Source organism: Pedobacter sp. AJM (assembly GCF_002197755.1).
Classification (GTDB): domain Bacteria; phylum Bacteroidota; class Bacteroidia; order Sphingobacteriales; family Sphingobacteriaceae; genus Pedobacter.
This window is the reverse complement of sequence record NZ_NHOT01000003.1, coordinates 771,365-797,283: the sequence shown is the minus strand read 5'-3', so window position 1 is coordinate 797,283 and position 25,919 is coordinate 771,365. Positions and strand designations below refer to the sequence as shown.

18 protein-coding genes are annotated in these 25,919 nt (G+C 41.7%); 11 read left to right on the top strand and 7 right to left on the bottom strand.

Annotated elements, in window-relative coordinates; genetic code table 11:
* Window positions 1-43 precede the first annotated feature (43 nt).
* The 5 genes from CBW18_RS09195 to CBW18_RS09175 form a co-directional block, all read right to left on the bottom strand.
* The gene (locus CBW18_RS09195; protein WP_088300992.1) at window positions 44-1,333 is read right to left on the bottom strand and encodes a folylpolyglutamate synthase/dihydrofolate synthase family protein; all 1,290 of its coding nucleotides are present in this window, start codon (window positions 1,331-1,333) and stop codon (window positions 44-46) included.
* 140 nt (window positions 1,334-1,473) lie between these two features.
* Window positions 1,474-2,292: an energy transducer TonB gene (locus tag CBW18_RS09190; RefSeq protein ID WP_088300991.1), complete on the bottom strand. Its 819-nt coding sequence runs from the start codon at window positions 2,290-2,292 to the stop codon at window positions 1,474-1,476.
* A complete protein-coding gene (locus CBW18_RS09185) occupies window positions 2,292-2,693 on the bottom strand; it encodes a biopolymer transporter ExbD (protein ID WP_088300990.1) in 402 nt (133 codons plus the stop codon). The genes CBW18_RS09190 and CBW18_RS09185 overlap by 1 nt, the downstream gene beginning before the upstream one ends.
* A complete protein-coding gene (locus CBW18_RS09180) occupies window positions 2,693-3,400 on the bottom strand; it encodes a MotA/TolQ/ExbB proton channel family protein (protein ID WP_088300989.1) in 708 nt (235 codons plus the stop codon). The genes CBW18_RS09185 and CBW18_RS09180 overlap by 1 nt, the downstream gene beginning before the upstream one ends.
* The gene (locus tag CBW18_RS09175; protein ID WP_088300988.1) at window positions 3,400-5,130 is read right to left on the bottom strand and encodes an SPOR domain-containing protein; all 1,731 of its coding nucleotides are present in this window, start codon (window positions 5,128-5,130) and stop codon (window positions 3,400-3,402) included. Before CBW18_RS09175 ends, CBW18_RS09180 begins: the two co-directional genes overlap by 1 nt.
* Window positions 5,131-5,762: 632 nt before the next feature.
* Between CBW18_RS09175 and CBW18_RS09170 the strand changes: the two genes are divergently transcribed.
* Genes CBW18_RS09170 through CBW18_RS09130 form a run of 9 tightly spaced genes read left to right on the top strand, consistent with a single transcriptional unit; the run spans window position 5,763 to window position 18,927 of the window.
* Window positions 5,763-8,882, top strand: coding sequence for a TonB-dependent receptor (locus CBW18_RS09170; RefSeq protein ID WP_088300987.1), 3,120 nt, complete (start codon window positions 5,763-5,765; stop codon window positions 8,880-8,882).
* 15 nt (window positions 8,883-8,897) lie between these two features.
* A complete protein-coding gene (locus CBW18_RS09165) occupies window positions 8,898-10,250 on the top strand; it encodes a RagB/SusD family nutrient uptake outer membrane protein (RefSeq protein ID WP_088301358.1) in 1,353 nt (450 codons plus the stop codon).
* 9 nt (window positions 10,251-10,259) lie between these two features.
* Window positions 10,260-11,174, top strand: coding sequence for a cyanophycinase (locus CBW18_RS09160; protein ID WP_088301357.1), 915 nt, complete (start codon window positions 10,260-10,262; stop codon window positions 11,172-11,174).
* 7 nt (window positions 11,175-11,181) lie between these two features.
* Window positions 11,182-12,516 (top strand): hypothetical protein, encoded by a 1,335-nt coding sequence (locus tag CBW18_RS09155; RefSeq protein ID WP_088300986.1) that lies wholly within the window; start codon window positions 11,182-11,184, stop codon window positions 12,514-12,516.
* Window positions 12,517-12,544: 28 nt separating this feature from the next.
* Window positions 12,545-14,230, top strand: coding sequence for a hypothetical protein (locus CBW18_RS09150; RefSeq protein WP_088300985.1), 1,686 nt, complete (start codon window positions 12,545-12,547; stop codon window positions 14,228-14,230).
* Between the two features lie 3 nt (window positions 14,231-14,233).
* The gene (locus tag CBW18_RS09145; protein ID WP_088300984.1) at window positions 14,234-14,833 is read left to right on the top strand and encodes a c-type cytochrome; all 600 of its coding nucleotides are present in this window, start codon (window positions 14,234-14,236) and stop codon (window positions 14,831-14,833) included.
* Window positions 14,833-16,077 carry a sulfite dehydrogenase gene (gene soxC / locus CBW18_RS09140; RefSeq protein ID WP_088300983.1) on the top strand — a complete coding sequence of 415 codons (1,245 nt, stop codon included), beginning with the start codon at window positions 14,833-14,835 and terminating at the stop codon, window positions 16,075-16,077. Before CBW18_RS09145 ends, soxC begins: the two co-directional genes overlap by 1 nt.
* Window positions 16,078-16,088: 11 nt before the next feature.
* On the top strand, window positions 16,089-17,531 hold the full coding sequence (locus CBW18_RS09135) for an NAD(P)/FAD-dependent oxidoreductase (RefSeq protein WP_088300982.1): 1,443 nt from the start codon (window positions 16,089-16,091) through the stop codon (window positions 17,529-17,531).
* Window positions 17,532-17,547: 16 nt separating this feature from the next.
* Window positions 17,548-18,927 (top strand): YeiH family protein, encoded by a 1,380-nt coding sequence (locus CBW18_RS09130; RefSeq protein WP_253248994.1) that lies wholly within the window; start codon window positions 17,548-17,550, stop codon window positions 18,925-18,927.
* Window positions 18,928-19,150: 223 nt separating this feature from the next.
* On the opposite strand, the gene CBW18_RS09125 is transcribed toward CBW18_RS09130, so the two are convergent.
* On the bottom strand, window positions 19,151-20,788 hold the full coding sequence (locus CBW18_RS09125; protein WP_088300980.1) for a SusD/RagB family nutrient-binding outer membrane lipoprotein: 1,638 nt from the start codon (window positions 20,786-20,788) through the stop codon (window positions 19,151-19,153).
* Window positions 20,789-20,805: 17 nt separating this feature from the next.
* Window positions 20,806-23,919 (bottom strand): SusC/RagA family TonB-linked outer membrane protein, encoded by a 3,114-nt coding sequence (locus CBW18_RS09120; protein WP_088301356.1) that lies wholly within the window; start codon window positions 23,917-23,919, stop codon window positions 20,806-20,808.
* 292 nt (window positions 23,920-24,211) lie between these two features.
* Between CBW18_RS09120 and CBW18_RS09115 the strand changes: the two genes are divergently transcribed.
* Together CBW18_RS09115 and CBW18_RS09110 are read left to right on the top strand one after the other, a co-directional pair.
* On the top strand, window positions 24,212-24,853 hold the full coding sequence (locus tag CBW18_RS09115; RefSeq protein ID WP_088300979.1) for an RNA polymerase sigma-70 factor: 642 nt from the start codon (window positions 24,212-24,214) through the stop codon (window positions 24,851-24,853).
* Window positions 24,854-24,899: 46 nt separating this feature from the next.
* A complete protein-coding gene (locus tag CBW18_RS09110) occupies window positions 24,900-25,892 on the top strand; it encodes a FecR domain-containing protein (protein WP_088300978.1) in 993 nt (330 codons plus the stop codon).
* Window positions 25,893-25,919 lie beyond the last annotated feature (27 nt).

The following is a 25,919-nucleotide window of genomic DNA, read 5'->3' as shown; positions in this document are numbered from 1 at the left end:
AATCATTTTAAGATGAAGAACTTTTGAAGTTTTTGTAAAGTTTTTATATCGCTTCCGCTACTACGAACGTGCTTCCGCCGATATAAATCAGATCATTTACCGTTGCATTTTTTAACGCGGCTTCCTTTGCTGCTAATACTGAAGTGTATGTTTTACCCATAAGGTGATATGCAGATGCCTGTTCTGCCAGCTCAGCTTCAGGTAACCCTCTTTCCAAATCAGGCATACAGAAATAATAGGTAGCTTGCAGCGGCAGTAGTGATAAAACCTTCGAAATATCTTTGTCCTTCACCATTCCAAAAACGATGTGCAATTTTTCGTAGGGCGTTTGGTGAATGTTTTTCATCACTTCTGCAATACCGGCTTCATTGTGACCGGTATCACAAATTACCAGCGGACTGGTTTGCAAAGTTTGCCACCGGCCCTGCAAACCAGTGTATTTTTTTACGTTTTTGAGTCCTTTGTAAATACTTTTTTCTGCAATTTTGAATTCCGTTTCCTTTTCAAGAACATGCAATGCTTCCAAAACGGTCACGATGTTCTTTTGCTGATAGAAGCCAGTAAGGTCGCTCTGCAGATTTTTGTATTGTATTTTATCTTCCCGAAGGATAGATAAGGAAAGCAGGTTATCCTTTAATTCAAAATCGGCAGCCTTTAAAATCTCATCCGCAAATACGATCGGTGCATTTGCTTCTGTAGCTTTTGCAATGAAAACAGCCGATGATTTGTCTTGTGTTTCACCAATAATGACTGGTGTATTGGCTTTAATGATACCTGCTTTTTCACCGGCAATTTCTTCAATAGTATTTCCAAGCATATTCATGTGATCCAGGCTGATATTGGTAATCACAGAAATTTCAGGACTGATAATGTTGGTAGAATCTAAACGTCCGCCCAGGCCAACTTCAATAACGGCAATGTCTACTTTGTTTTTTGCGAAATGATCAAAAGCCATGGCTACCGTTACTTCAAAAAAAGAGGGTTGGATGTCTTCCATGAGTGTTCGCTGATCGGTAACAAAGTCGACCACATCCTGCTTCGGCATCATTTTTCCATTGATCCGGATGCGCTCTCGAAAATCTTTAAGGTGTGGTGAGGTATATAAACCTGTTTTATAGCCTTGTGCCTGTAACACTGCTGCCAGCATGTGCGACGTAGAACCTTTACCATTGGTGCCAGCCACATGAATACTTTTAAATTTTCTTTGCGGATGATCAATTGCTTCGCATAATAAAATGGTATTGGTTAAATCCTTTTTAAATGCTGACGCGCCAACACGGGTAAACATGGGAAGTTTACTGTATAAAAAATCAAGTGTCTGCTGGTAATTCATGGCGCAAATATACATCAAGGGGATTCAAAGTGAAATTGAAATCTTTTTAAAAAAAGCATCTAAACACAAAAGGGCACGGTATTTTATCCGTGCCCTTTTGTGTTAGTATTACAATATGTGAAATTTAAAGTGATGTAAAGCTAGTTTACGCCAAAATTAAAAGTAACTAAGCCAGTTTGATTATCTCCGCCTTCTTCGGCTTTAATGATTGAAGAATTTAACACCGCCTGAATACATTTATTCACCAATTCAGTGTCGGTTGTGGTAGATCCCTTAAGGTTTTGAGTGGCCTTAACAATTTTTCCATTCCGGTTAAAATACACCCTGATCACAATCCGGCCTGTCTTCTGACCATCATCTGTTGGTTTTTCTAAATTTGCAAAGCGCCTCAATGGGAGTGGTGTATTACCAAATCCCGAACCGCCTGCACCATAATTGTTGGCTAAAGGATCACCATTTACAGAACCCTGGTTACCCGGCGTATTTCCGGTTCCATCTCCTCCGCCCTGACCAGTACTTTTTTTGCCTTTATAGAGTGCATTTTGATTGACTACTGGTTTCGATGGTTTATCTTCAGTGGCTGTGGTTGGGGTAGCCGCCTTCGTTTTGGTTGGCTTGGTGTTTACAGCAATTGCTTCTTCGGTGTTTTGGGTCTGAATTTCTTTTTCTCCGGTTTCTACCGTTGTATTTTCCGTTACTTTTTCTTCTGGTACAACTTTATCAGGTGCTTTATTATTGGCATTTGGATCTGCAGAAGGTTCTTCAATACTGGTATAATCATCGCCCATCCCGGTTTCAGCCGTGCCATAGTTCACCACCATACCACCCATTCCGATCTCTTCGGGGGGCTCAAAAGAATTTATCACGATCAAAAAGCTAATCGCAAGCAAAACAGCCATGATTCCGCTGGAAATGGCAATGGCTTTTGGATAATTATTTTCTTCTGTAGTATTATTCATTATTTTTTAGGCTCTACAGCTAAAACGAGTTTTAATTTCAATTTGTTTGCTACATCATAAGCCACCATGATGTTTTCTGCCGGAACATTTTTTGCCACATATAAAACGATCGTCATATCAGGCGCAGCTTTCTGGTAAACCTCAATGGCAGATTGTAAGCCTTCAGCAGCTACTGGTTTCTTATCAACGAAATAATTGAACTTATCGTCTATACTCACCGTTACGGCTTTCTTTGCTGTTGATTGTTGTCCGCTGGAAGATTGTGGCAATAATAATTTAACCACCTGTGGATTTACGACAGCCGAGGCCAATAAGAAAAACAACATCAGAAAGAACATAATGTCGTTCAGTGCTGATGTATGTACTTCTACACTTCCTTTTGTTCTTTTGCGTAAATTCATTATTTGCTTGGTTCTTCTAATAAATCAATAAAATCAATAGCATCTGTCTCCATTTTAAGGATGATTTTTTCTACCATAATGTTTAAGATGTGGTACAACACATAAGCAATAATACCGATAATTAAACCGGATGCAGAGGTGATCATTTTAGTATATAAACCTCCTGAAATGGTACCAATTTCAATAGCGCCTTTAATGGATACCTGGTGAAAGATGGTAATTACCCCAACGATGGTTCCAACGAAACCAAGCATGGGTGCAATACCAGCAACAATACCGAGGATACTGATATTTTTTTCCAGTTTGGAAACCTCTAATTTACCCACGTTTTCAATGGCGCCTTCAATATCCTTAATCGGGCGACCGATGCGTTTTAAACCTTTCTGCAACATGCGTGAAAGTGGAGAGTTATTATTTTTTAGCAACGACATGGCCCCGTCTAAATTTCCGGAATGGATATATGACCTGATCTGTCCCATAAGGTTAGCTTCATCTTTTGTCGCTTTTTTAATAGTTAAGTAACGTTCTACAAATATAACAAGGGCTAAAAATGCCAGAAATGCCAGCGGAATCATTACCCAGCCGCCTTTAAAAAGAAGGTCGATAAAGTGAAGTTCTTGCGGAGCAGGTTGTGTTAACGCCTGGTTAACCGCATTGGCTGTGTCTTGAATCGCTTGCGTGGTGTCTTGAATTAATAAAGTAATCATTATGGTTGTGTGTTGGTAAATATTTGTTGTACAAAAAATCCTTTTCCTTTTAGTTTTTTCTGCAAAATCTCTTTTTGCACTTCAGCTTCTTTTTGCGTTTTAAAACTTGCAATGCTTACCTTTTTTAAACGGCCCGGAAGTTTTGCAATTTCTGCTTTCAAACCTATTTTTTCCATTTGTTTGATAAAAACCAAAGCTTTCTTTTCTGATTGGAAAGATGCCGCAATTACGTTAAAGGTAGACGGACCGGTATTAACCGGGATTTGACTTTCTTTAGGCGTTTCTACAGGAGGCTTAACCACTGGCTTTTCTGTCAGTTTACCAAGTGAATCTGTTTTTTTCTTTACCTGGTTTACTTTCAGAATGCTATCAGTTTTGGCAGCAGAGTCTTGTCTGGCTTTTGCCGGATCAACAGTAACCTGAGCTGTGTCTGTAACGGTTTTAATAGGTTGAGCAGGCGATATCTGGCCTGTAAATAGTTCTGGTTTAATCAGATAGGTGATGGCTACTGCGATAATTACAATCAATACAGCAATCGTTATTTTCAGCCAGGTTGACATGCCTTGCGGTGTTTCTTCCTCAGGTAGAATAGGATCGTGACCAAAGCGATTGGGATGTTCGGCATGCTGTGCTTTAATGAAAGAAGGCGCATCTATTACAGGTTCCGGCTCTGCTGTATTTTCGTCCAGATGAAGGTATGTTTTAGGTGTATCCGCATCAGCCCTCAATGAGAAGCGACCTGAGTGAGGTACCGGTTGAGGGATATCTGTTTCTGAAATTGCTGTTTCATCAGGAACCACAGTATTTATGGCAACAGGAGTTTCCAGCTGCGAAGTGTTTTTATTTGCCTGTTGAACGGCTTCTTTATATGCCTCTTCTGATTCAGGCGTATGGCCAAAACGATTCGGATGTGCTGCATGTTGTGCCTTTACCACCTCAGGAGTTTCCACAATGGATTCTTCTATTACACTATTTTCTGCTGAAGTAGCTGGTGTTTCATTTTCTTCAGGTTGTAAAACTGGTGGAGTTAAATTTGTATCGGCTTTTACTGCTGCTTCATCTTCAGGCGTATGGCCAAAACGATTCGGATGTGCAGCATGCTGCTCCTTTATAAATTCAGGTGTATCCTTCACCTCTTCAGCAGGAATGGTATGTTTTAAAGTATGCTTAAAATCATCCTTCACTTCATCAGGTTCAATATTTTCAATTGCGGGATGTTGATATGATGGATTTGCAAATGGGGAAGATGTAACCGTTTTATCAGGTATTTCGCTATTTACTTCCTCCTCTGGTTTGTCTACAGCTGGTTTTACTTCTTCAATGTTGTTTTCAGAAAGTGCAGGAAGACCAAAAAATTCAGAACCATAGGTAATGTTTTCAGCAGGGTCAAAACTTAAACCCGCATGCTCTGTAAAATAAAGTCTGCCAATACGGTCCAAAATGGCTTCATGTTCCTCTTCCAGACGAAGATTAGTCTCTTCTACAAATTTAGAAATGTAATACCCGGCACTTTCGACAGATATGTTTCTTTTAGCGGCAACATAGTCTTCCAGTATATTTTCTTCTTTAACTTCAGGAGTAAAGTGCAAAGTAAACCCCGGGGGTAAGAAAGATTGTTTTTCCTTATCGTATCTGCCAGGATATTTCTTTTTAAAGAAAGTTCCTAAACCGGCAATACCAACTTCTTTGCGTTGTTGCAAGAGTTCAAAAAGGTATGATAAGATATCCATTTTGTAAAATTATTATTTTAGAATTAAAAAAGATATTCATTTAAACTGCTTTGAAGGCTGTTTTCACAAAATGTGAGTTGAAAAAGCCCGGAAATAGGGGAGGAATGAATAATTTTTACCATGCAAATTTTACAGTTTAAGAGAATTGGTAGCTGCGTTCTTTCAAAGATAACGGTTACAAAGATAAAAATGGTATGTTACTACGCAAATGGCATATAAAATATAATACGATTGTGCTAATCAAAAGTAATCTAAAAGGATTTAGATAGTTGTAAATATATAAAAATAGTTAATCTACCGATTTTGTAGATTAACTATTTTTTTTTACGTTTGTCATTACGATGAATACCACACGAACAATTCTTACTCAGGTACTTAAGTTGTTAGTTCCGCCTTCCTATCCTCTGAAGATACCACGGATGAATCAGGAACCCTGTAAAAGTTAAAGCATTATGAATATCTGTCAATCCCTAACAAATCCAATCCCTTCATCCATGAGTTAACCGTTTATAAAAAAACCGGCAAGGAAGCCTCACCGGTTAGTTGGAATATCAGTTCTGTAACGCCAATCACTTACTGATATCCGCTCAGCTTTATTCAATGATAATCATTAACATAAAACCAGTTTAAATATGGAAATATTTCTCCATAAGAAAAAGTATATAGCGTATATTCTAAAAGCCAGCCTGATTTTTTCTTTTCTGCTGCTGTCTTTTTCCAGCAAGCTTTTTGCCCAGGTAGAACCACCGCCCCTGATTAATTCAAATTTACAGGGTATGGTTATTGATTCGGCCAGCAAACAACCTTTACCGGGGGTAGTGGTTCGTATAAAAGGGGTTACACATTCGGTATCAACCGATGGTGAGGGTAAATTTATTTTCGTTACCGGCCAAAAACTGCCTTATACCTTAATCTTAAGTTCGGTGGGTTACGAAACCAAAGAACTGGTGGTGTCCACGAGTCCGGTAACAATCCGGTTAAAGGAAACCAATAGTCAGCTAAATGATGTTGTAGTGGTTGGCTATGGCAAACAAACCCGGAAATCATTAACAGGCGCGGTATCTACTATTGCTGTAGATGAAGTAAGAACAAAACCTACAGCCACATTTGCCGAACAATTACAGGGGAAAGCACCCGGCTTACAGGTAAGTACATCCACCGGGGTTCCGGGTGACGGGATGTTTATCCGAATCAGGGGAACAACCTCTATTAATGCCAGTAATGATCCTCTATATTTAATTGACGGGGTTTATGTAAACAGCGGATCACTGCAACGCATTACCACTCAGGGCCAGGCAAATAATCCGTTGTCGGATATCAATCCGGATGATATTGAGAGTGTAACGGTGTTAAAAGATGCTGATGCGACGGCCATTTATGGTGCCAGGGCAGCCAACGGGGTAATTGTAATCACCACTAAACGTGGTAAATACAATACCGGGCCAAAGGTAAGCCTGAGCGCCTATGTAGGTACCGCAAAAACACCAAAATTATGGGATCTGGTTACGGGGCCGCAGCATGCAGAACTGGTAAACGAATTTTACCGAAATTCGAATGCAGATGCCATTGCAATTGCCGCCGCAAATGGAACAAACCCGGCTACCACTTATCGCTTTCAGCCTTTCAGAGCCTTAACGGATAACCCAACGGCATCTCCTGCACCACGCGGTTTGCCTCAGGATCAAAGTACTTACGATCGGTTAGGCAAAGCTTTCAGAACCGGATTTTTGCAAAATTATGATGTATCGGTGTCTGGCGGAAATGATAAGACCACTTATTATATTGGAGGTGGATTAAATAAGCAGGAGGCGACTTTAAAAACAAACGATTTTAGAAGGGGAAGTTTTAAAATTAACCTCGACCAGAAAATCGGCGATTTCATCACCATCGGTACCAGCAATATTTTAACGCAAACTTACCGTACCAATGCCCGTGTAGGCGATGGCCCACAGGGTGGAATTCTCCAGTCTGCATTGCATACCCCAACTTATTTACCTGAGGTTAACGCGGATGGAACTCCCGGAAAATGGGCCGGATTTGATAACCTGGATGTTTTGCTCGCAAATACCAATATGAATAGTACAAGTAACCGATTAATCAGCAATGTTTATGGAGAGGTAAAAATTTTAAAAGACCTTACCTTCAAAACCAGCTGGAGCGTTGATTATAATCAGTATGATGAATACCAATACTGGAATAGCTTAACCAATTTAGGGATTGCCAACAGAAACCTCGGCACAAACAGTGTAAGTAACAATACCATCTGGACGAATGAGCAGACCTTAAACTATACCCATACTTTTGGTGATCATAGTTTTGGTGCATTAATCGGAAATTCACTTCAAGGTGCGGTAAGCAAACAGGTTTTAGCTCAGGGAACCAATTTTCCAAACGATTCGTTTCAGCAGATTGCTTCTGCCGCAACTACCACTTCATCAGCCTCTGAATCTAAATATACCTTATCCTCATTTTTCGCCAGGTTAAATTATAATTATGCTGGTAAATATTACGCTGTTTTTAGTGTTCGCGGTGATGGTTCTTCCCGTTTCGGTACCAATCATCAATGGGGATATTTTCCTTCTGCAGGTGTTTCCTGGCGTATTAATAAAGAAAATTTCTTAAAAGATGTCGCGGTGATTTCTGATTTAAAATTAAGAGGAAGTATCGGAATTACCGGTAATCAGAATGGCATCAACGATTTCGCCTCACGCGGGTTATGGGGCGCTGGTGCGAACTACCAGGACAATCCTGGAACCATCGCCTCACAATTGGCTAACCCTGATTTAAAATGGGAAAGTACCCGCCAAACGAATATTGGTTTGGATTTAAGCTTATTTAAAGATCGTTTAACCATCAGCGGTGATGTTTATGAAAAGTACACCAGTAATTTATTGCTTAACCTCCCGCTGGCATCAAGCAAGGGATTCTCATCCATATTAACCAATGCCGGCGAAATGAGCAACAAAGGTTTTGAATTTAATGTAAGCAGTGTAAACCTTGATCAGGCTTTTAAGTGGAGCACCAACTTCAACATCTCCAGAAACATCAATAAAATTGAGCAACTACCAACACAGGTAGTTGCTGCCTATGCCGCACAACGCATGGTACAGGGTTTATCGATGTATACCTTTTTTGTGTACAACCAATTATACGTAGATCCGCAAACGGGAAGTGCGGTTTATGAAGATGCCGACAAAAACGGGGTAATCAATGCGAATGATATTGTTCCGGTAGGAAATGCGCTGCCAAAATTCAATGGAGGTTTAACCAATAATTTCAGTTATAAAGGCTTTGATTTATCGGTGTTCTTCAACTTCGTTTACGGCAATAAAGTTTACAATAATAACCACTACTTCCTGGAGGGTGGAGGAACCCGCGATGCCAACAGGGCAATGGATGTTTATCAGTTAGATCGCTGGCAACAGCCCGGCGATATCACAGATATGCCTCGACTTACTGCTTTTGGACAGAATTACACCATCAGCCCGACCAGCCGGAACATTGAAGATGGTTCATTTATCCGCTTAAGTAATGTTACGTTGGGCTACAACATTCCGAAAAGCATCACTAAAAAGGTAAAAATGTCTGCCGTTCGCATTTATGCCAGCGGATCAAACCTGGCCTTGTGGACTAAGTACAAGGGGCCCGATCCAGAAATCAATGTGTCATCATCCGCAACTGTTTTAGGTTACGATCTGGGAACACCTCCCGTGCCCAGAACTTTTCAAATCGGCGCAAACATTACATTTTAATCCATGGTAACAATTATGAAAAAAGTAATTTATATCTTATTTCTTGTGGTATTGTTTACTTCCTGCAAAAAGTTTCTGGAGGTAGAACCACAACTTCAGGTGGATCAGGATCAGGCGATTATTAACGCAGGTTCTGCCACTACCGCAGCTAATGGTCTTTTTAATCTATTGGCCAGCAATGGTTATTATGGCTCTAACTTTCTGGCACTTTCCTATCTTTCTGCCGGCGATATTCAATGGTCCGGATCGCAGGCTGATCCGAATGAAATTACCAAACATTTAACCTCCGCAACCAATGGCTACGTGCAATCTGCATGGACGGCCATTTACCGAACCATTTCTCAGGCCAATTACATTATAGACAAAGTACCGGGCGTGGCCGATCCACAGTTTTCAACGGCTTTAAGAAACCAGTACCTGGGTGAAGCCTATTTTGTTCGGGCGCTGGCCTATTTTGACCTGGCAAGGGGCTGGGGTGGCGTTCAGTTAATTCTGAGACCCACCAATACTTCTTCAGATAATTCCGACATTCCAAGAAGCAGCCTGGCGGATACTTATGCACAAGTACTGAAGGATTTAAATGCTGCAGAAACTTTAGTGCCTGCTGTGGTAAACCGGAACCGCGTTTCTTTACGCACCGTTCAGGCATTAAAAGCCAGATTTTATCTGTACCAGAAAAACTGGGCTTTGGCCGAACAATTTGCCACCTTGGTTATTGGCGATAATGCGAACTATTCTTTGGTTACGCCTTATAGTGCCTTCTTTGCAAACAATGTAGCCAGCACAAACGAATCAATTCTGGAACTGGCTTATACCACTTCAAATACCAATAACCACAGCAACTGGTGGCTGCCACCGGCGTTAGGCGGAAGAAGAGAATGGTCGCCAAATGATGCTTTGGTAGCACAATTAAATAATCCGGCTATAGGTGGCAACCGTAATGCTTTAATTGCCAGAACTGCTCCTCCTGGAAATTTATGGTATGGCAGATTATATTACCGCAACCCGTTGGGAACAGATCCTGCTTACCTGATCAGGGTTTCGGAACTTTATTTAATCCGCTCAGAAGCCCGAGTCTATCAGGGAAATTTTACCGGCGCAACAGCAGATTTGAATGCGGTGAGAAGCAGGGCAGGCCTGAGCGCCAGCATGGCTTCAACACTGGCAGAGATTTTACTGGCTTTGGAAAACGAGCGTCAGTTAGAATTTGCTTTTGAAGGCGACCGTTGGTTTAATCTTGTCCGCACCGATCGTGCACAAACGGTTCTGGCTTTGCCGGATAAGCACCTTTATCTTTTCCCGATTCCTTATAATGAAACATTGGTAGATCCCCAGCTTGGAGGAGCAAACCGTAACCCAGGTTATTAAGCTATGTTTATGAAAAAATTAACATTAACCGTTTTTGCTCTCGTTGCCACTGGTTTTTCGATCCTGGCACAGCCGTCGCCGATAACCATCAGAAAATCGGTTACCAGGCATGGGCCTGAAAAAGGAAGCCTGGTCATTATCGGAGGAAATGTAGGCTCACAGCGCGACATTTGGGAGAAGTTTACGGAACTGGCTGGCGGCAAGGATAAAGCGGTATTGGTAGTGGTTACCACAGCTACCGGCGATTCTGCGGCGTTTGACCAGAAAGGAGTTGAAGAGATAAAGCGACAAACCGGGATTAGAAATGTAACGCTTCTGCATACCAGCGATATTAAAGAGGCCAATAGTGAAAAGTTTATAGCGCCACTAAAAAAAGCCACTGCCGTTTATTTTGAAGGTGGCAGGCAATGGCGAATCGCCGATTCTTACCTCAATACCCTTACGCACCAGGCCTTTACAGATGTGCTGAGCCGTGGCGGCGTAATTGCAGGCAGTTCAGCGGGTGCAACCATTCTGGGCTCCTTTTTATGGCGGGGTGATACCAGGGGCGCACATATTTTAGTGGGCGATCATACGCAAGGTTTGGGTTTTCTTAAAAATTCTGCGATCGATCAGCATTTGCTGGTGAGAAACCGACAGTTTGACCTGGTAGATTTTATTCGTCAATCTCCTGAACTGATTGGTATAGGTTTAGATGAAGCCACTGCCGTATGGGTACAGCAAGATACCCTGCAGGTATTGGGCAAATCTTTCGTTGCCATTTATGATTATGCGCATATTATATATGATAGCAACCAGCATGTAGCAAACGGTCGTGAAAATTTCTCAGCTTCAAGTGGTCCTTTTTTCTTTCTAAAAAACGGACAGAAATATGATCTGGCTGCAAGAAAGGTGATTGTTGAATCTGCGAAAGCAAAAAAGTAGGATCAAAATGACGACTCAAACAAATAGCATTTCAGCAGGAAGGTGGACGGAAAGAGAAAAACTGATCTTCCGTTTCTTTTTTCTTTTCTTCATACTTCAGGCGCTGCCATTAAGCATTGATTTTTTCAAGATCGTATTTGGTTTCAACTGGCTGTATATCTCTTATGGAAATATCTTCGACCTCACCCGTTTATCGGCGAAGTTTATTCCGGGGTCAGACAGTCTGCTTAACTGGCTCATTGTTGCCATAATCTCCTTATCAGGTACTGCTTTCTGGTCGCGATCGAAATATAAAGATGCTAATTATAACGAACTTTATTACTGGCTCAGGGTAGTGGTGAGGTATCGCCTGGCCATCGGCATTATCGGTTATGGCTTCATAAAGTTCTTCCCGATGCAGGCACCTTTTCCATCCATCAGTAACCTGAATACCAGTTACGGTGATTTTACCAACTGGAAACTTTTTTCAATGAGTTTAGGCATTGTGCCCGGTTATGAAACTTTTTTAGGGAGCGTTGAAATACTGGCTGGTCTGCTGCTTTTCTTCCGCAAAACTGCTACCGTTGGTGCCATTATTATTCTGGTTTTTACCGGGAACGTATTCATCTCAAATCTGGCCTACAATGGCGGGGAATATGTTTATGCATTATACCTCATCAGCTTTGCGGTATTTGTGTTGTGGTTCGATGCCATCAGGATTTACAACCTCATTGCACTGGAGCGCCCCACCCAACCGAATGTTTTTAAACCATATTTCAACAACAACATTAAACCTATCCGCAAGGCAGTAAAAGGCTTTATCATTTTCTTCTTTATTTTTTTTTATGGATTTAAAACCTATTCCGGCTCACACCGAGACCCTTATCAATTCCCAAAAACGAAGGGTTTAGCCCGGGCTGCAGGTATTTATAATGTAACTGAGTTTAAAATCAATAACAAAGTTTTGCCTTACAACCCTGCCGATCCGGTGAGGTGGAAAGATGTGGTATTTGAAAAATGGGCCACAATCAGTATACGTTCCAACCGGCCGGTATTGATCGATTCTTTGAATGACGAGCGGATTTTTACACACGATAAGGAACGAAATTATGAGCTGGCCGGTAGTGGAGGCAGACATTATTATGCCTATCAGCTTGATACGATAAATCATTTGCTTCTGCTGGAGAATAAAAACTTTCATTACAAGGATGAGCAGTTAACATTTAAATACAGCCGGCCAGATACGGCAACGATTATTTTAAAAGGGGTTAATGAAAAAAGGGATTCTCTGTATGTAGTGTTGAACCGGATAAATAAAAAATATCCGTTAAAAATGAGCCGCCGGAAAGCACTTAAACTTTAAATGGAGTATACTGTAAAATCAAAAAATCATGTCTGACCTTAGTAAAAACGAAATTCAAGATACCGCGGATATTTCGCCTACAGCGCTGAAACCCTGGTCGGCACTGAAGAAATTCGGATTCCGTGTGTTGTTCATCTTCCTGCTGGCCATGTGTATTCCATTTTCACCCAACTGGTATAAAAATGTTTTGACGCTGGATTGGTCTCGTCCGCATTACCGCGACCTTTATGATATCGCACGTTTTCAGCCGGGTTTCCTTTCCCTTTTTGGCGGTCAGCGGAACCGGGATATTACAGACTCTCCGGATGGGAATGCAGCTTCCGGAAAAGATAAAAAGAACTCAGTCAAAATAGAAAATTCAGGAAAAAAAGCCACCGCAAACACGGTTGCACTACCCGCAAAGAAAAGTTTCCTGGCCGATTATGCCGATTGGGGTGTTGCATTGTTCATCGGGTTGCTGGGTGGTGCCATCTGGTCTGTATTGGACCGGAAGCGAAAATCTTATCACGAGCTTTATTACTGGATTCGGGTGGTGGTGCGCTACCGGGCCGGTATTGGAATTATTGGCTTCGGCTTCACCAAATTGTTTCCCACGCAAATGCCTTATCCATCTTTGGGTTTGCTGAACAGTAATTTTGGTGATTTTACCGCGCAGAAAATTTACTGGCTATCAGTTGGGATTGTGCCCTGGTACCAGGTTTTTGGCGGCGTAGTTGAAATTCTGGCGGGCGCACTGTTGTTCTTCAGGAAAACGACTACTTTCGGAGCCATTTTGCTCATTGCCGCATTGGGCGACATCACTTTTGTAAATTATGCCTATGATGGTGGTGTGCATGTATATGCTTTTTATTTTGTGGTTCTGGGATTGTTTCTGCTGGCAGATGATATTCCGAAGCTATACAACTTACTCATACTGGAACGTTATACCGTACCTTTTCGGGTATATCCAGACCTAAGAAAACCAGCATGGAAATACACGCGGATTGGTTTAAAGGTGTTAACCTTCTTAATTTTTTTCGGGGTGATGACTTATACCGAGATTATCAATTTTAAATATGATCCCTATAAGCAACCCGCTACGGCAGGCGTCAAAAACCTCCGCGGAAACTATCGGGTAACGGAATTTAAAATAAACGGACAGGTGGTTCCCTTTAATCCACTGGATTCTACCCGCTGGCAGGAAGCTACCTTCGAAAACTGGACTACACTTACTTTCAGGGTAAACCGGCCAGTGCTGATTGATCCTTCAAACGGAGGCGGTAGTCCGATGCGCGACATTCAGCGGACCTTCGAGATTAGTGGTGTGGCGGGCGGACAACGCGCCTTTCATTACTATGCCGATACTATCGATAAGGTGCTATATCTGCAGGATAAAAATGTGATGGCGCTTCGTGGTCAGGCTAAAAATAAAGCAGCGACAGCTGAAATTAAAAAACCGGATGAGTGGATTAGCAAAGCTGCCTGGGCACATATTGGGAATGAAAAAGAAATGATCGATCCGCGTGCATGGTCTACCCGGAGAGACCGGGAGTTTGCAGCGCAACCCAAGGAAATTAGAAGAAACAGAATGGTGCTTCATTATGAGACCAAAGATGGATCTAAAGTGCTATTAACCGGTTTAAATGAATACAATGATTCAGTTTCTATTGTTTTAAATCGCTACGACAGACCATATGTGTTACCCAAAAGTACCTTAAATGCAGGAAAGTATTAGGCAATGAAAAAGAGGTTACTATTCATATTTGGCTTTTTGTTTGGACTGATCCTGCTTTCTGTAAATGATACCTGTGTAGTTGCTCAAAAGCGGCAACCGTTTACAGATAGTGTAAAGAAGCCTGTAAAATTTGGTTTCGGCAGGCCGGCAACAGGTGCTGAGATTACCGCCTGGGATATTGATGTTCGTCCGGATGGAAAGGGATTGCCTGCCGGACAAGGTGATGTTAAAAAAGGGAAAGTAATTTATGATACGAAATGTGCGGTTTGCCATGGTTTAAACGGCCGCCAAACCGGAGCGGTAAAATTAGCAGGTGGTGCTTTGGTGGGTGATACTTTGGCAACTGCCAAACCAAAAACCATCGGCAATTACTGGCCCTATGCCACCACTTTATTTGATTACATCAGGCGGGCCATGCCGTACAATCTTCCGGGTTCCTTAACCAATAACGAAGTTTACAGCTTAAGTGCTTACCTGCTAAATGCCAATAAAATTGTAGGTGCTGATGTGGTGCTGGATGCTAAAAATCTTCCAAAAGTGGTGATGCCGGCTAAAAAACTTTTTATCATGGATGATCGCCGGGGAGGGGCAGAAATTAAATAATGGGAAAGAAACTAAAATTTGCTCCTGAAAAAAAACCGGGACACATGAGCAGGCGAACCCTGTTAGGTGGCATCCTGGCTGCTGCGGTATTGCCGGTTGATGGGTTGTTCGCCCTGGAAAAGGATCCCGTTAATATGCCTGAAGTAATCAATGACGACCCAACCAAAACACCCGGCCCGGGGCCAAGTCCTTTAGGTAAGCGATCGGGTTTCGAAAACCCTGTTCGGAAACCATCAGATATTTCTTCCCGTACACCCCTGCAGGATTTTCACAGTACCCTTACACCTTCCGATCTTCATTTTGAGCGGCACCATGCCGGTATTCCAACAATTGATCCGCTTAAGCATGAATTATTGATTCACGGCCTGGTGGATCAACCAATGAAGTTCACGCTGGCAGAATTAAAGCGGTTTCCATCGGTTACCCGCACCTGTTTTATTGAGTGTGCCGGAAATTTCAGAACCGGGAAAGCAGAGATGACCCCTCAGGATATTTTGGGCTTAACCAGCCAGAGTGAATGGACGGGCGTACTATTAGCAACAATCTTTAACGAAGTGGGAATCAAAGCCGAAGCCAAATGGTTTCTGGCAGAAGGGGCAGACGCGGCCGTGATGACGCGAACCATTCCGCTAGCCAAAGCCTGGGATGATGCGATGATTGTTTACGCCCAAAACGGAGAGGCCATCAGGCCGGAGCAAGGTTATCCGATTCGGTTGTTACTTCCCGGATTTGAAGGAAATATGAATATAAAATGGCTCAGAAGGATTGAATTATCCGAAGAACCTTACATGACTAGGGAAGAAACTTCAAAATATACGTATCCGGTACAGGATAAAATCAGAATGTTTAGCTTTGAGATGGATGCGCGCTCAATCATTACATATCCTTCTTATCCGCAGCAGATTACAAAAGGATATGTAGAAATTCGTGGCCTGGCCTGGAGCGGAAGGGGGAAAGTGACCCAGGTAGAAGTGAGTACCGATGCCGGGAAAACTTGGGAAATGGCAAAATTACAGGAGCCGGTTTTGAGCAAAGCCCATACTTATTTCAGATATTTATGGAACTGGAATGGCTCTCCGACAGCGATTTTAAGCCGGGTAACCGATGAAACAGGCTATTTACAGCCTACACTAAAACAATTGATTGAGGCAAGAGGGCCGAATATAAGTGGTTACCATATGAACCCGGTTACAGCCTGGCAGATTAGGGAAGATGGCTTTGTATTTTTTAAGCCGGAAAATTAGACGAAATAAAAATGAGTTTGGAAAAACGTGATTATGATGCAATAGTGGTGGGTTCTGGTCCGAATGGACTGGCTGCGGCTATTTTAATACAGCAGCAGGGTTTATCTGTATTGATCATTGAAGGGAAGGATAAAATTGGTGGCGGCCTCGCTTCTGAAGAATTGACACTGCCTGGCTTTGTACATGATGTTTGCTCAGCGATTCATCCAATGGCTGTGGCCTCGCCCTTCCTCAAAACCCTTCCTTTAGCTGCGCATGGCCTGGAGTTTATTTCCCCAACACTTGCCGCCGCCCATCCTTTTGATGATGGCACGGCAGCAATTCTGGATCACTCGATTTCACATACCGCCAGTTTTTTGGGTGATGATGCCCGCACTTACGAAAAACTGATGACGTCTGTAACTTCAGATTGGCCGCTCATTGACAAAGATACACTCGGGCCACTGCGTTTTCCTTCACACCCGCTGGCTTTGGCCAGTTTTGGTTTAAAAGCCCTCACCAGTGCTACCTATTTTGTCAATCATTTTAAAGGGCAGGCGGCGCGCGGATTATTTGGTGGGATGGCCGCCCACGCCATTCAGCCGTTAAACAATTTAAGTACAACGGCAATCGGTTTGGTGCTGATGGCTACGGGGCATTTGAAAGGCTGGCTAATTCCGAAAGGAGGTTCTGTATCCATTGCAAATGCTTTGGCCAGTTACTTTCTCAGCATTGGAGGCAAGATTGAAACCGGAAATTTTGTTACCGATCTCTCCAAACTGCCTTCTGCTCATGCTATTCTTTTCGATGTAACGCCAAAACAATTGCTGAAAATTGCCGGGCATAAATTCTCTAATATTTACAAATGGCAGCTGGAACGCTACAGGTACGGAATGGGGGTATTCAAAATTGACTGGGCATTAGCCGAACCTATTCCATTTACGGCCGAAGCCTGTAGAACGGCAGGTACAATTCACCTCGGCAATACTTTTGAAGAAATAGCAGAAGGAGAGTTAATGACCAGTAAAGGCAGGCAGGCTGAAAAACCTTTTGTACTGCTCTCCCAGCAAAGTCTTTTCGATTCATCCCGTGCGCCAGCGGGAAAACATACGGGCTGGGCGTATTGCCATGTTCCTAATGGTTCCAAGCAAGATATGACTAGCATTATCGAAAACCAGGTAGAACGTTTTGCACCGGGTTTCAGGGATGTTATTCTGGCCAGAAATACCATGAATACCGAACAGATGGAAGCCCATAATCCAAACTATATCGGTGGCGATATTAATGGAGGGATTTTGGACATCAGACAGTTGTTTACCCGGCCGGTGCTGAAATGGTCGCCCTATAAAACTTCTGCAAAGGGACTTTATATCTGTTCTTCCTCTACGCCACCTGGCGGAGGTGTGCATGGCATGTGCGGATACAATGCTGCGAAGGCCGCATTAAAAGATATTTTTAAAATCGAAATCAAATAAAATTCATAACAAAAAAATGATGTCAGTAGAGAATACAGCAACAGAAAACAGTGCTGCATTAACCGATGCAGGAATTACGCCAGATAAGAAGACCTTTCTACAATCTTTAACGGAAGACTGGTGGGCCGTAATTTTGGGTTCCATTATCATTGCCACGGTTTTATTTTTAACCAATAGCGGCACAATCATCGCCTTACCTGCTTATAAATGGAGTGGAAGTGAAGATTTATTTAATAAAATTTTATCTTCCGGAAACCTGCTTCTCATGCTGGAAACCGGGGTGATCTTTTTGGCACTGACCAGTATCGCCATTGCATTATCCGGCGGAAACGTTGCCAGGTTTGCCGCCGGCTTCAGTTTCATATATCTCCTCGCCAATATCGCTTTCATTATTGGTGGAAACAAGACCGTATCTTATTACGGATTGGAATATGTGGTTTTTGCATTGCTCATTGGAATTTTGCTAGGCAATCTGATTAAACTCCCAACATGGTTAAAGGAAGCCGTTCGCTCAGAGTTTTATATCAAAACCGGTCTGGTCATTTTAGGTACGACCATTTTATCTGCTGATTTAATTAAAGCAGGTTTACCCGGTATTATTCAGGCAGTGATTGTAGTGAGTGCCGTTTGGTTTTTCTCTTTATGGTTAAGCCGAAAATTAAAGGTAGACGATGAATTTGGAATTATCCTCGCATCTGCAGTGTCTATTTGTGGGGTATCTGCAGCCATTGTAGCAGCTGGTGCAATAAACGGAGATAAGAAGAAATTATCGTATGTCACCACGCTGGTCTTAATTATGGCGATCCCGATGATGGTGATTTTACCCTGGGCGGTTCGGTACTTTCAAATCCCGGAAGTGATTGGGGGTGCCTGGCTTGGCGGAACTTTAGATACCACCGCAACGGTAACCGCAGCTGGCGATTTAGTCGGCCCGATTGCTGTAAAAGCTGGTGTGATTGCTAAGTTTTCGCAAAATGTGTTCATCGGTTTAGCGGCCTTTTTTATTGCCATCTGGTGGGCTTACAGAAAGCCTGCTAACTTAACTGGTGAAATTTCGGCTGTTAAACCCAAAAGCCCGGGACTTAAAATTGTTTGGGAACGCTTTCCAAAATTTGTGCTGGGATTTGTCGGTGCATCCTTAGTATTTTCATTTCTGCTTTCACCAGCAACGGCTAAAGGTGTAGGGCCAACACTGAACGGTTTACGTACCATCTGGTTTGCGATTGCCTTTATTTCCATCGGGATGGAAGCTAAATTTTCTTCATTGGTTAAATTGCAGGGAGGCAAGCCGGCGTTGACGTTTGTGGTCGCACAAATTTTTAATATTTTCTGGACTTTACTTTGGTCGTATATTTTGTTTGGAGGGTATTTATTTCCGATCCCGGATTTTAAGTAGCTTATTCCTTCTTTTCTTATGCTCAATGAGGGATGCCCGCAGGGTATGGTGGTTAAATAAGGATTCATCTTTTTAAATCTGTTGGCTTGTTTTTTTGTCGTTTTTATTTGGTTGTCTGCTCTGGATTTTTGCTCTCTTATCCTTACGCCTTCCTCACGCTCAACCCCACAAAAAAAGGTAGGATAACCTCAGTCATCCTACCTTTAAACTATTATCAATTGAATTAAAAATTCCCCTTATCAACGTCCCACCATAATCTGGTACCGCCGTTATCAGGTCCGCCCAATAGGCCAACCGCTTTAACGACTTCTGCACTGTTACCATTTCCGAACTCGGTAGATGGATAAGGCAACCTTCTGATTTGCGTTTGGGTATTAATCGTTCCGTTGCTGAAATTATTCGCTACGGTGAACAATTTCGGGTAACCTGTACGTCTGAATTCAGACCAGGCTTCCTGTCCGTCAGGGAAGATAGCCAACCATTTTTGCGTAATAATTCTTTCCAGCTTTTGCTCATTCGAAGCTGCTGCATCCCACTTCACCGTAATGGTACTTACGGCTGCGGAATTGTTTGCCGGGTTTTTCGGATCAATATAGGCCATTGGTTTGCTTGTTGCATCCGCTAAATAATTTCCAGCACTTACATTCCACTGTTGAAGTGAAGTAGAAATTCCGGTTTCATAATTCGTTTGTGCATCTCCAGCACCTGCCCATCCACGAAGAGCAGCTTCTGCTTTCAAAAACCAAACTTCAGCCGCCGTCATCAAAATTTGAGGTGCTTTTTGTCCGGCAGGCGATTTTAAATTATCACTTGAATTTAAGCTGGAATAATTTCTGTATCCAGGTTTGCCTAAGCCATTAAACGAAGTATTGGCTCCCGCTCTGATGCCCACATACTGACCAGCAAACAGGGGATCTGTTGCAGGTGTAGCGTAAATGGGTAAGCGTGGATCATTATAACCCACTAAATACGATTGTAAAGCAGCACCCAAAGCATTATCGCCATCATAAGATACGGTAACTACCCATAAATCGTTATCTCTGGTTCCAGATTGGGCAACCGCAGCATTGTCTGTAACCGTAGATAATAAGCCACCCGGCGCACTTAATGCTTTTTCTCCCTGAATTTTTGCCGTAGCGGCATCAGCTTTCACAATTCGCGTGGCCAAACGTAAACGCAGTGAATTCGCCAGTTTCAGCCATTTTACCGGATCGCCGGAATAAATCAAATCTCCTTTATCATAAAAAGCAGTTTTGTTTGGATTGGCAGAAATAAAAGCCTGTAGGTTATTCGCTGCGGTATCAATTTGCTTAAAAAAGGCATTGTAAACCGTTTTCTGATCTTCATATGGCGTAGATATTAAAGATGATCCAGCCGTCGTATAAGGAATCGGACCGAATTTATCCGTCACCCTACTCATCGCCATCACCTGAACCAAAAGGGCGATAGCCCAGGCCTCAGGCGATTTCGTTTTCACCTCGCTCTGGCCAATTTTAGAAATCGGTGCCATTACGAAATTATACTGATCATTAAAGCCGGTACTGTTCCATCCGTTATTAAGCGAATAGTTCATGTTGTTAATACCGCCGTTAAATGGCGTTGGTGCCATCATGTAACCGCTAAATGCATCAGCACTTAAGTTCTGTGCGATTTGATAGTTGTGAAAAATTTCCTGCTCTATCGGACCAATTGCAGATTTTAAAAGGGCAGTAGTTTGCTCTGGTGAAAGTGCTGTAGGGTTGGTATTAAACTCTTCGAAGTTTTTGGTACATCCAAAATTCAGGGCCATTAAAGATGCCAGCAAAACAGCAGACCATCCTTTAATCCCTTTATCAGCAGATTTTTGATATATCGTTTTCATGTTGTTTTTCAATAGAATTAAAATGTTAAATTTAGATTGAAACCTAAAGTACGGGTGGCAGGCTGATTGAATACATCAATACCCGATAAACCATTTCCTGTCGACATCGTGAGCTCCGGATCAAATGGTGCTTTTTTATAGAAGTACACTAGGTTTCTGCCGGTAACTGAAAACTTCATGCTTTTGAAAGTTTTACCGGTTAACGGGAAAGTATAACCTAAAGCGGCTTCTCTTAAACGTACCACAGTTGCGCTGTAAATGTATTCGCCAGATACGCCTGATCTTCCACCAACGATAGAATAATAACTTTGTGGATTGATGCTTGCAGAAACTGCATTTCCTCTCGTATCCACACCATCAATTTTAACACCGCCTTGATTTCTGGCATTGCCAGTCGCTTCAGATGCGCCGGCTTCGTCCATTAATGCTTCTGTTAACGATAACACCTTTCCGCCGAATTTACCATCAACCAGGAAACTCAAACTGAAATCTTTATAACTGAAACTGTTGTTCCAACCCAATTGGAATTTCGGATTGGCATTGCCAATGTAATTGAAGTCTGCGCTTTTTAATGGTGTGTATGGCGAAGCGCTTGTTCCGTCTCCACCTAAAATGATTCTGTTTTGTGCATCACGCTGTAAGGTATAGCCATAAATATCACCATAAGAACCACCAACTTTTAACCTGGATATATAAGAATTATTACCGCCGCCCGTTAAGTCTATACTAAAAATTCTGTCTTCAGATGCAATATCAATAATTTTATTGCGGTTTGCAGAACCATTAATCGAGGTGTTCCAGTTGAATCCGTCACCTTTCACCACATCAGCGCCTAAAATGAATTGGATACCTTTGTTTTCTACATTTCCAGCATTTAAGTAACCGGTAGATACCAGTGAAGATGGTGGCGCAATTACCGGAATGTATTGGTTTCTGGTGTTGGTTTTGTAATAAGTGAAGCTAAAGTTGATTCGGTTAGCCAGGAAACGTAGATCTGTTCCAATCTCGAAAGATTTGGTACGTTCTGGCTGCAATTCTCTAAAAGCTGCATTGGTATTAAATAACAATGCACCATCTGCCTTTAAGGTATTTTGAATAAAGGTAAGGTATGGCGGAACCGTATTTCCAACCTCTGCATAGGTACCTCTCACTTTTGCATAGCTGATGGCCTCAGGCAATTTAAACATTTGCGAAACAATGAAAGACAAACCAAAAGAAGGATAGAAATAAGAATTATTTGGCGTGTACGATAAGTTCGATGACCAATCATTTCTTCCTGTAACGGTAAAAAATGCCCAGTCTTTATAAGATAAGTTGGCGTTACCAAAAACAGCCTGCAACTGATTGTGATTTGGAATAATCGCTGTGGTATTGGTCAACGTATTCCCGGTAAAGGTACCAGGTTGCGCCACGATGGTGTTTGATGGCGTAAAGAAATCAACTGCTGATAAATTTCCTGCAAGAGACAAACCAGAAGTTTTCTGATCGTTAATACTTCCACCAATTAACCCATTCAGTTTAAAATCTGATCCGGTTAATGGCACCGTAATGTTTGCAATTGCATCTACATACTTTTGTACAAAAGTCTGGTTGCTTTGTGAAAAATAACCTGTTCCGGTAGAATTAAAGTTTCCGTTGATTCCTGAGAACCTGTGGTTTTCATAATCATCAGTCGTTCTGTCCATATTTCCCCTTACCTGAACATTTAACCAGCTGGCTACATCATATTTTACGCTTCCGCTTAATAAGAAACGGTTACGGATAGCCGTATTCGGATTTAAATTGGTTAACCACCAAGGGTTTTGATTAATATCTGCCGAACCACCTAACCAGTTCTGGCGGGCAGTACCTGTATTATTAGAAAGCAAATACTGCTCTTTATAAGGATTAATATCTACACCACGAGGAAAAAGATATAAACCCACCAACGGATTTAAATATAAACCTAAAGTAGGACTGTTATTAATTCGCTGATTGATGTAGTTTACACTCGCATCAACCGTTAACTTGTTGTTTAAAAATTTAGCGGTTTCGCGTAAGTTGATGTTGTTTCTGTTTAACTTATTTCCTGGCTGAATACCACTTGCATAAGTGTTTGAGTAAGAAAAATAAGTTTGTGCAATTTCCGATCCGCCAGAAAGATTGATCGCGTTTGAAGTATTGATTCCGGTCCGGAAAAAATCACTTAGATTATCTGTAGTGTTATTAATTGCACTTCCCCAGCTATCTCTCGTAGTAGCAGATGCTGGTCCGTAGCTGTTTTGGAACTTCGGTTTGTAAGCGATGTTATCAATATTTACACCGGAAGAGAAACCAATTTCAGTTTTACCTGATTTACCTTGTTTGGTGGTGATTAAAATTACACCATTCTGCGCCTGGCTACCATATAATGCTGCCGCAGATGCACCTTCTAAAACTGTGATGCTTGCAATATCATCAGGATTTAAGTTGGAAATTCCGTCTCCGCCATCCTGACCACCTCCAAATACACTGTTTTGCTGGCCGTTTGCATTACCGTTATTGCTAATCGGAACCCCATCAATCACGTACAAAGGCTGGTTATTTCCGCTCACTGAACGGCTACCACGTAAAATTACCTTTGCAGAACCACCTACTCCGGAAGCACTCGGACTGATAGTTAAGCCTGCTACTTTTCCGTTAAGCGAGTTCATTAAGTTAGGGCTTTTAACCTTTGATAATTCATCTCCTGATACTTGCTGTGTATTGTAGGTTAACGATTTTTCTGACCTTTTAACACCCAATGCCGTTACCACAACGGTTTCCAGGTTTTTAGAATCAGCACCCATCGAAACATCAACAGTACTTTCTGTACCCACCGTTACCTCTTTGTTTTGATAACCAATAAAGGAGAAGACCAAAACATCACCGGCTTTAGCAGAAATGCTATACTGGCCAGAGGCATTCGTTTGTGTTCCGGTTTTTGTACCTTTTATCACAACAGTTACGCCGGGTAGGGTAATGCCCTTTTCATCTTTTACCGTTCCTTTAATCACATCCTGGTAAACCGAATGGAAGGAAACCGCGTGATTAAAATGATTAATTGGTGCAGCTGCGTACAAACCTGTTGATGCATAAAGCAATAAACAAGTGAGCTGTAAAGATTTTTTCATATTCATTAAGAATAATTTTGAATAATAATTATTTGGTTAATTGTTAGTCGCCATACAGAATCCATCTGGATGGTCTATCAGTTAAGAGCATTTATGGAGGATAAATTGCCTACAGAAAAACTGATGATTTTAATATTTATTTCTTCGGGCCTGATAATCATTTACTTAAAATACGGCTATTGGCATTAAATAAGGTTTGGCAGCCATTTGAGGAATCAGATTTTTCTATTAAACTGGCTGCCGACTAGATTTTTTTTGATTACTTTACGTTTGATTAACTAAACTAATCAATTTGAAAGCAGCAAAGCCAGATCTGGTCGTTTTATGGAGTAAGATTTGCCTGGAAAGTGATATGAACGCTTTTGAGCAGCTGTACCGGTTTTTGTATAGCCGGCTGATTAAGTTTTCCATTTATTATGTTGGTGATAAACAAGCTGCTGAAGATCTGGTTACAGAGGTTTTTGTGAAGTGCTGGGAAAATCGTAGCGCAAGTACACACGTTTTAAACCCTGAAAGCTATTTTTTTATCGCAGTTAAAAACCAATCGCTAAAACACCTTAAAAAAAAATCATCAGTTACGTTTATGGATTTAGCAGATGTTGATGAAGATGTTTCGGCAACAGCACAAACGCCGCAATATATTCTTGAAACAAAAGAACTTCATCAACAACTTCATCTCGCCATTGAAACTTTGGCACCCCAGGCCCGGGAGGTGTTCAGGTTGATTAAAGAAGGCGGACTGAAATATAAAGAGGTGGCCGAATTGCTTAATATTTCACCCCGAACCGTGCAAACGCAATTATTCAGAGCACTTGCCAAACTTCGGTTAATTTTAAAACCCTTAGCTGAAATGGAGTCTGGCGAAACCCCAAGCGGAACAATAATTTCGTTGTTGATGCTCTTGGGCTCCTTATCTTTTTTATCTTACTTGTAGGCAATTTTCAAAAAAACAGGAACCTTTAAATAGAACCACAACTAAAATGACAGATCAGAGATTTACAGAATTGCTAGGAAAACAATTGGCCGGAGATATTTCTGCGGATGAATCTATGGAACTGAAATCACTTTTAGAAAATCATGCAGCATTAAATAAAGAATATCAACTGTTGCAAAATTACCTGGAATCTGAAACGGAAGAAGAAGCAAATATCGAGGTGGTTTTCGATCGCATTAAAAGCCAGATTCAGGCTCCTGCTGAAACCCGATTAAAAGTTTTAAAAAGTAAAAGGTTCCTTTGGTTAAGAGTTGCTGCCATGGTTGCCATCGTATCAGGAGCCATTTTATTATACTATAGAGAAGTACTTTTTTCAGACGATTCCAGCCGTTTAGTCTTAGTGAAAGCGCAGACTAAAGCCGCTGATATTAGAACGATTACACTTGGAGATGGATCTGTTGTCAAAATTAATGCTGCAAGCCTGTTCAGGTATCCGAAAAAGTTTAGTGGCGATAATAGAAATGTTTATCTATCCGGAGAAGCATTTTTCGATGTAAAAAAAGACCCGCAACATCCTTTCATTGTGCATACTGAAAAAATGGACGTGCAAGTGTTGGGGACTGCTTTTAATGTTAAAAACTATCCTGATGATGATTTCGCCGAAACTACTTTAATCCGCGGTAAAGTTGAGATTGCACTTAAAAATGGCGATAAACAACCCTTTACTTTACGGCCAAATGATAAATTCACCTTGGTAGACGGCAAAGGCCAGGTAAGTCAAACTGAAAGTGGCGGTGTAGAAGAAACTGCATGGACGAGCCATGAACTCGTTTTTAAAAATAAAAATTTCGATCAGGTTTCCAGGCTTTTTGAAAGGCATTATGATGTCAAGATATATTTTAAAGATCCCGATTTGAAAAAGATGGAGTTTACCGCCCACTTTACCAAAGAAAATATTAATGAAGCGTTAGATGCATTAAAATTCATTGAAAACTTTAATTATTCAATAAAGGGTAAAAATGTCTATATCTTCCGCTAGTACAAAGCATTAGCCACGTATATTTGT

Bases quoted from the DNA above. Each gene is read 5' to 3' on its own strand.
- CBW18_RS09195 (WP_088300992.1), bottom strand. From the start codon at position 1,333: ATGAATTACCAGCAGACACTTGATTTTTTATACAGTAAACTTCCCATG.
- CBW18_RS09190 (WP_088300991.1), bottom strand. From the start codon at position 2,292: ATGAATAATACTACAGAAGAAAATAATTATCCAAAAGCCATTGCCATT.
- CBW18_RS09185 (WP_088300990.1), bottom strand. From the start codon at position 2,693: ATGAATTTACGCAAAAGAACAAAAGGAAGTGTAGAAGTACATACATCA.
- CBW18_RS09180 (WP_088300989.1), bottom strand. From the start codon at position 3,400: ATGATTACTTTATTAATTCAAGACACCACGCAAGCGATTCAAGACACA.
- CBW18_RS09175 (WP_088300988.1), bottom strand. From the start codon at position 5,130: ATGGATATCTTATCATACCTTTTTGAACTCTTGCAACAACGCAAAGAA.
- CBW18_RS09170 (WP_088300987.1), top strand. From the start codon at position 5,763: ATGGAAATATTTCTCCATAAGAAAAAGTATATAGCGTATATTCTAAAA.
- CBW18_RS09165 (WP_088301358.1), top strand. From the start codon at position 8,898: ATGAAAAAAGTAATTTATATCTTATTTCTTGTGGTATTGTTTACTTCC.
- CBW18_RS09160 (WP_088301357.1), top strand. From the start codon at position 10,260: ATGAAAAAATTAACATTAACCGTTTTTGCTCTCGTTGCCACTGGTTTT.
- CBW18_RS09155 (WP_088300986.1), top strand. From the start codon at position 11,182: ATGACGACTCAAACAAATAGCATTTCAGCAGGAAGGTGGACGGAAAGA.
- CBW18_RS09150 (WP_088300985.1), top strand. From the start codon at position 12,545: ATGTCTGACCTTAGTAAAAACGAAATTCAAGATACCGCGGATATTTCG.
- CBW18_RS09145 (WP_088300984.1), top strand. From the start codon at position 14,234: ATGAAAAAGAGGTTACTATTCATATTTGGCTTTTTGTTTGGACTGATC.
- soxC (WP_088300983.1), top strand. From the start codon at position 14,833: ATGGGAAAGAAACTAAAATTTGCTCCTGAAAAAAAACCGGGACACATG.
- CBW18_RS09135 (WP_088300982.1), top strand. From the start codon at position 16,089: ATGAGTTTGGAAAAACGTGATTATGATGCAATAGTGGTGGGTTCTGGT.
- CBW18_RS09130 (WP_253248994.1), top strand. From the start codon at position 17,548: ATGATGTCAGTAGAGAATACAGCAACAGAAAACAGTGCTGCATTAACC.
- CBW18_RS09125 (WP_088300980.1), bottom strand. From the start codon at position 20,788: ATGAAAACGATATATCAAAAATCTGCTGATAAAGGGATTAAAGGATGG.
- CBW18_RS09120 (WP_088301356.1), bottom strand. From the start codon at position 23,919: ATGAAAAAATCTTTACAGCTCACTTGTTTATTGCTTTATGCATCAACA.
- CBW18_RS09110 (WP_088300978.1), top strand. From the start codon at position 24,900: ATGACAGATCAGAGATTTACAGAATTGCTAGGAAAACAATTGGCCGGA.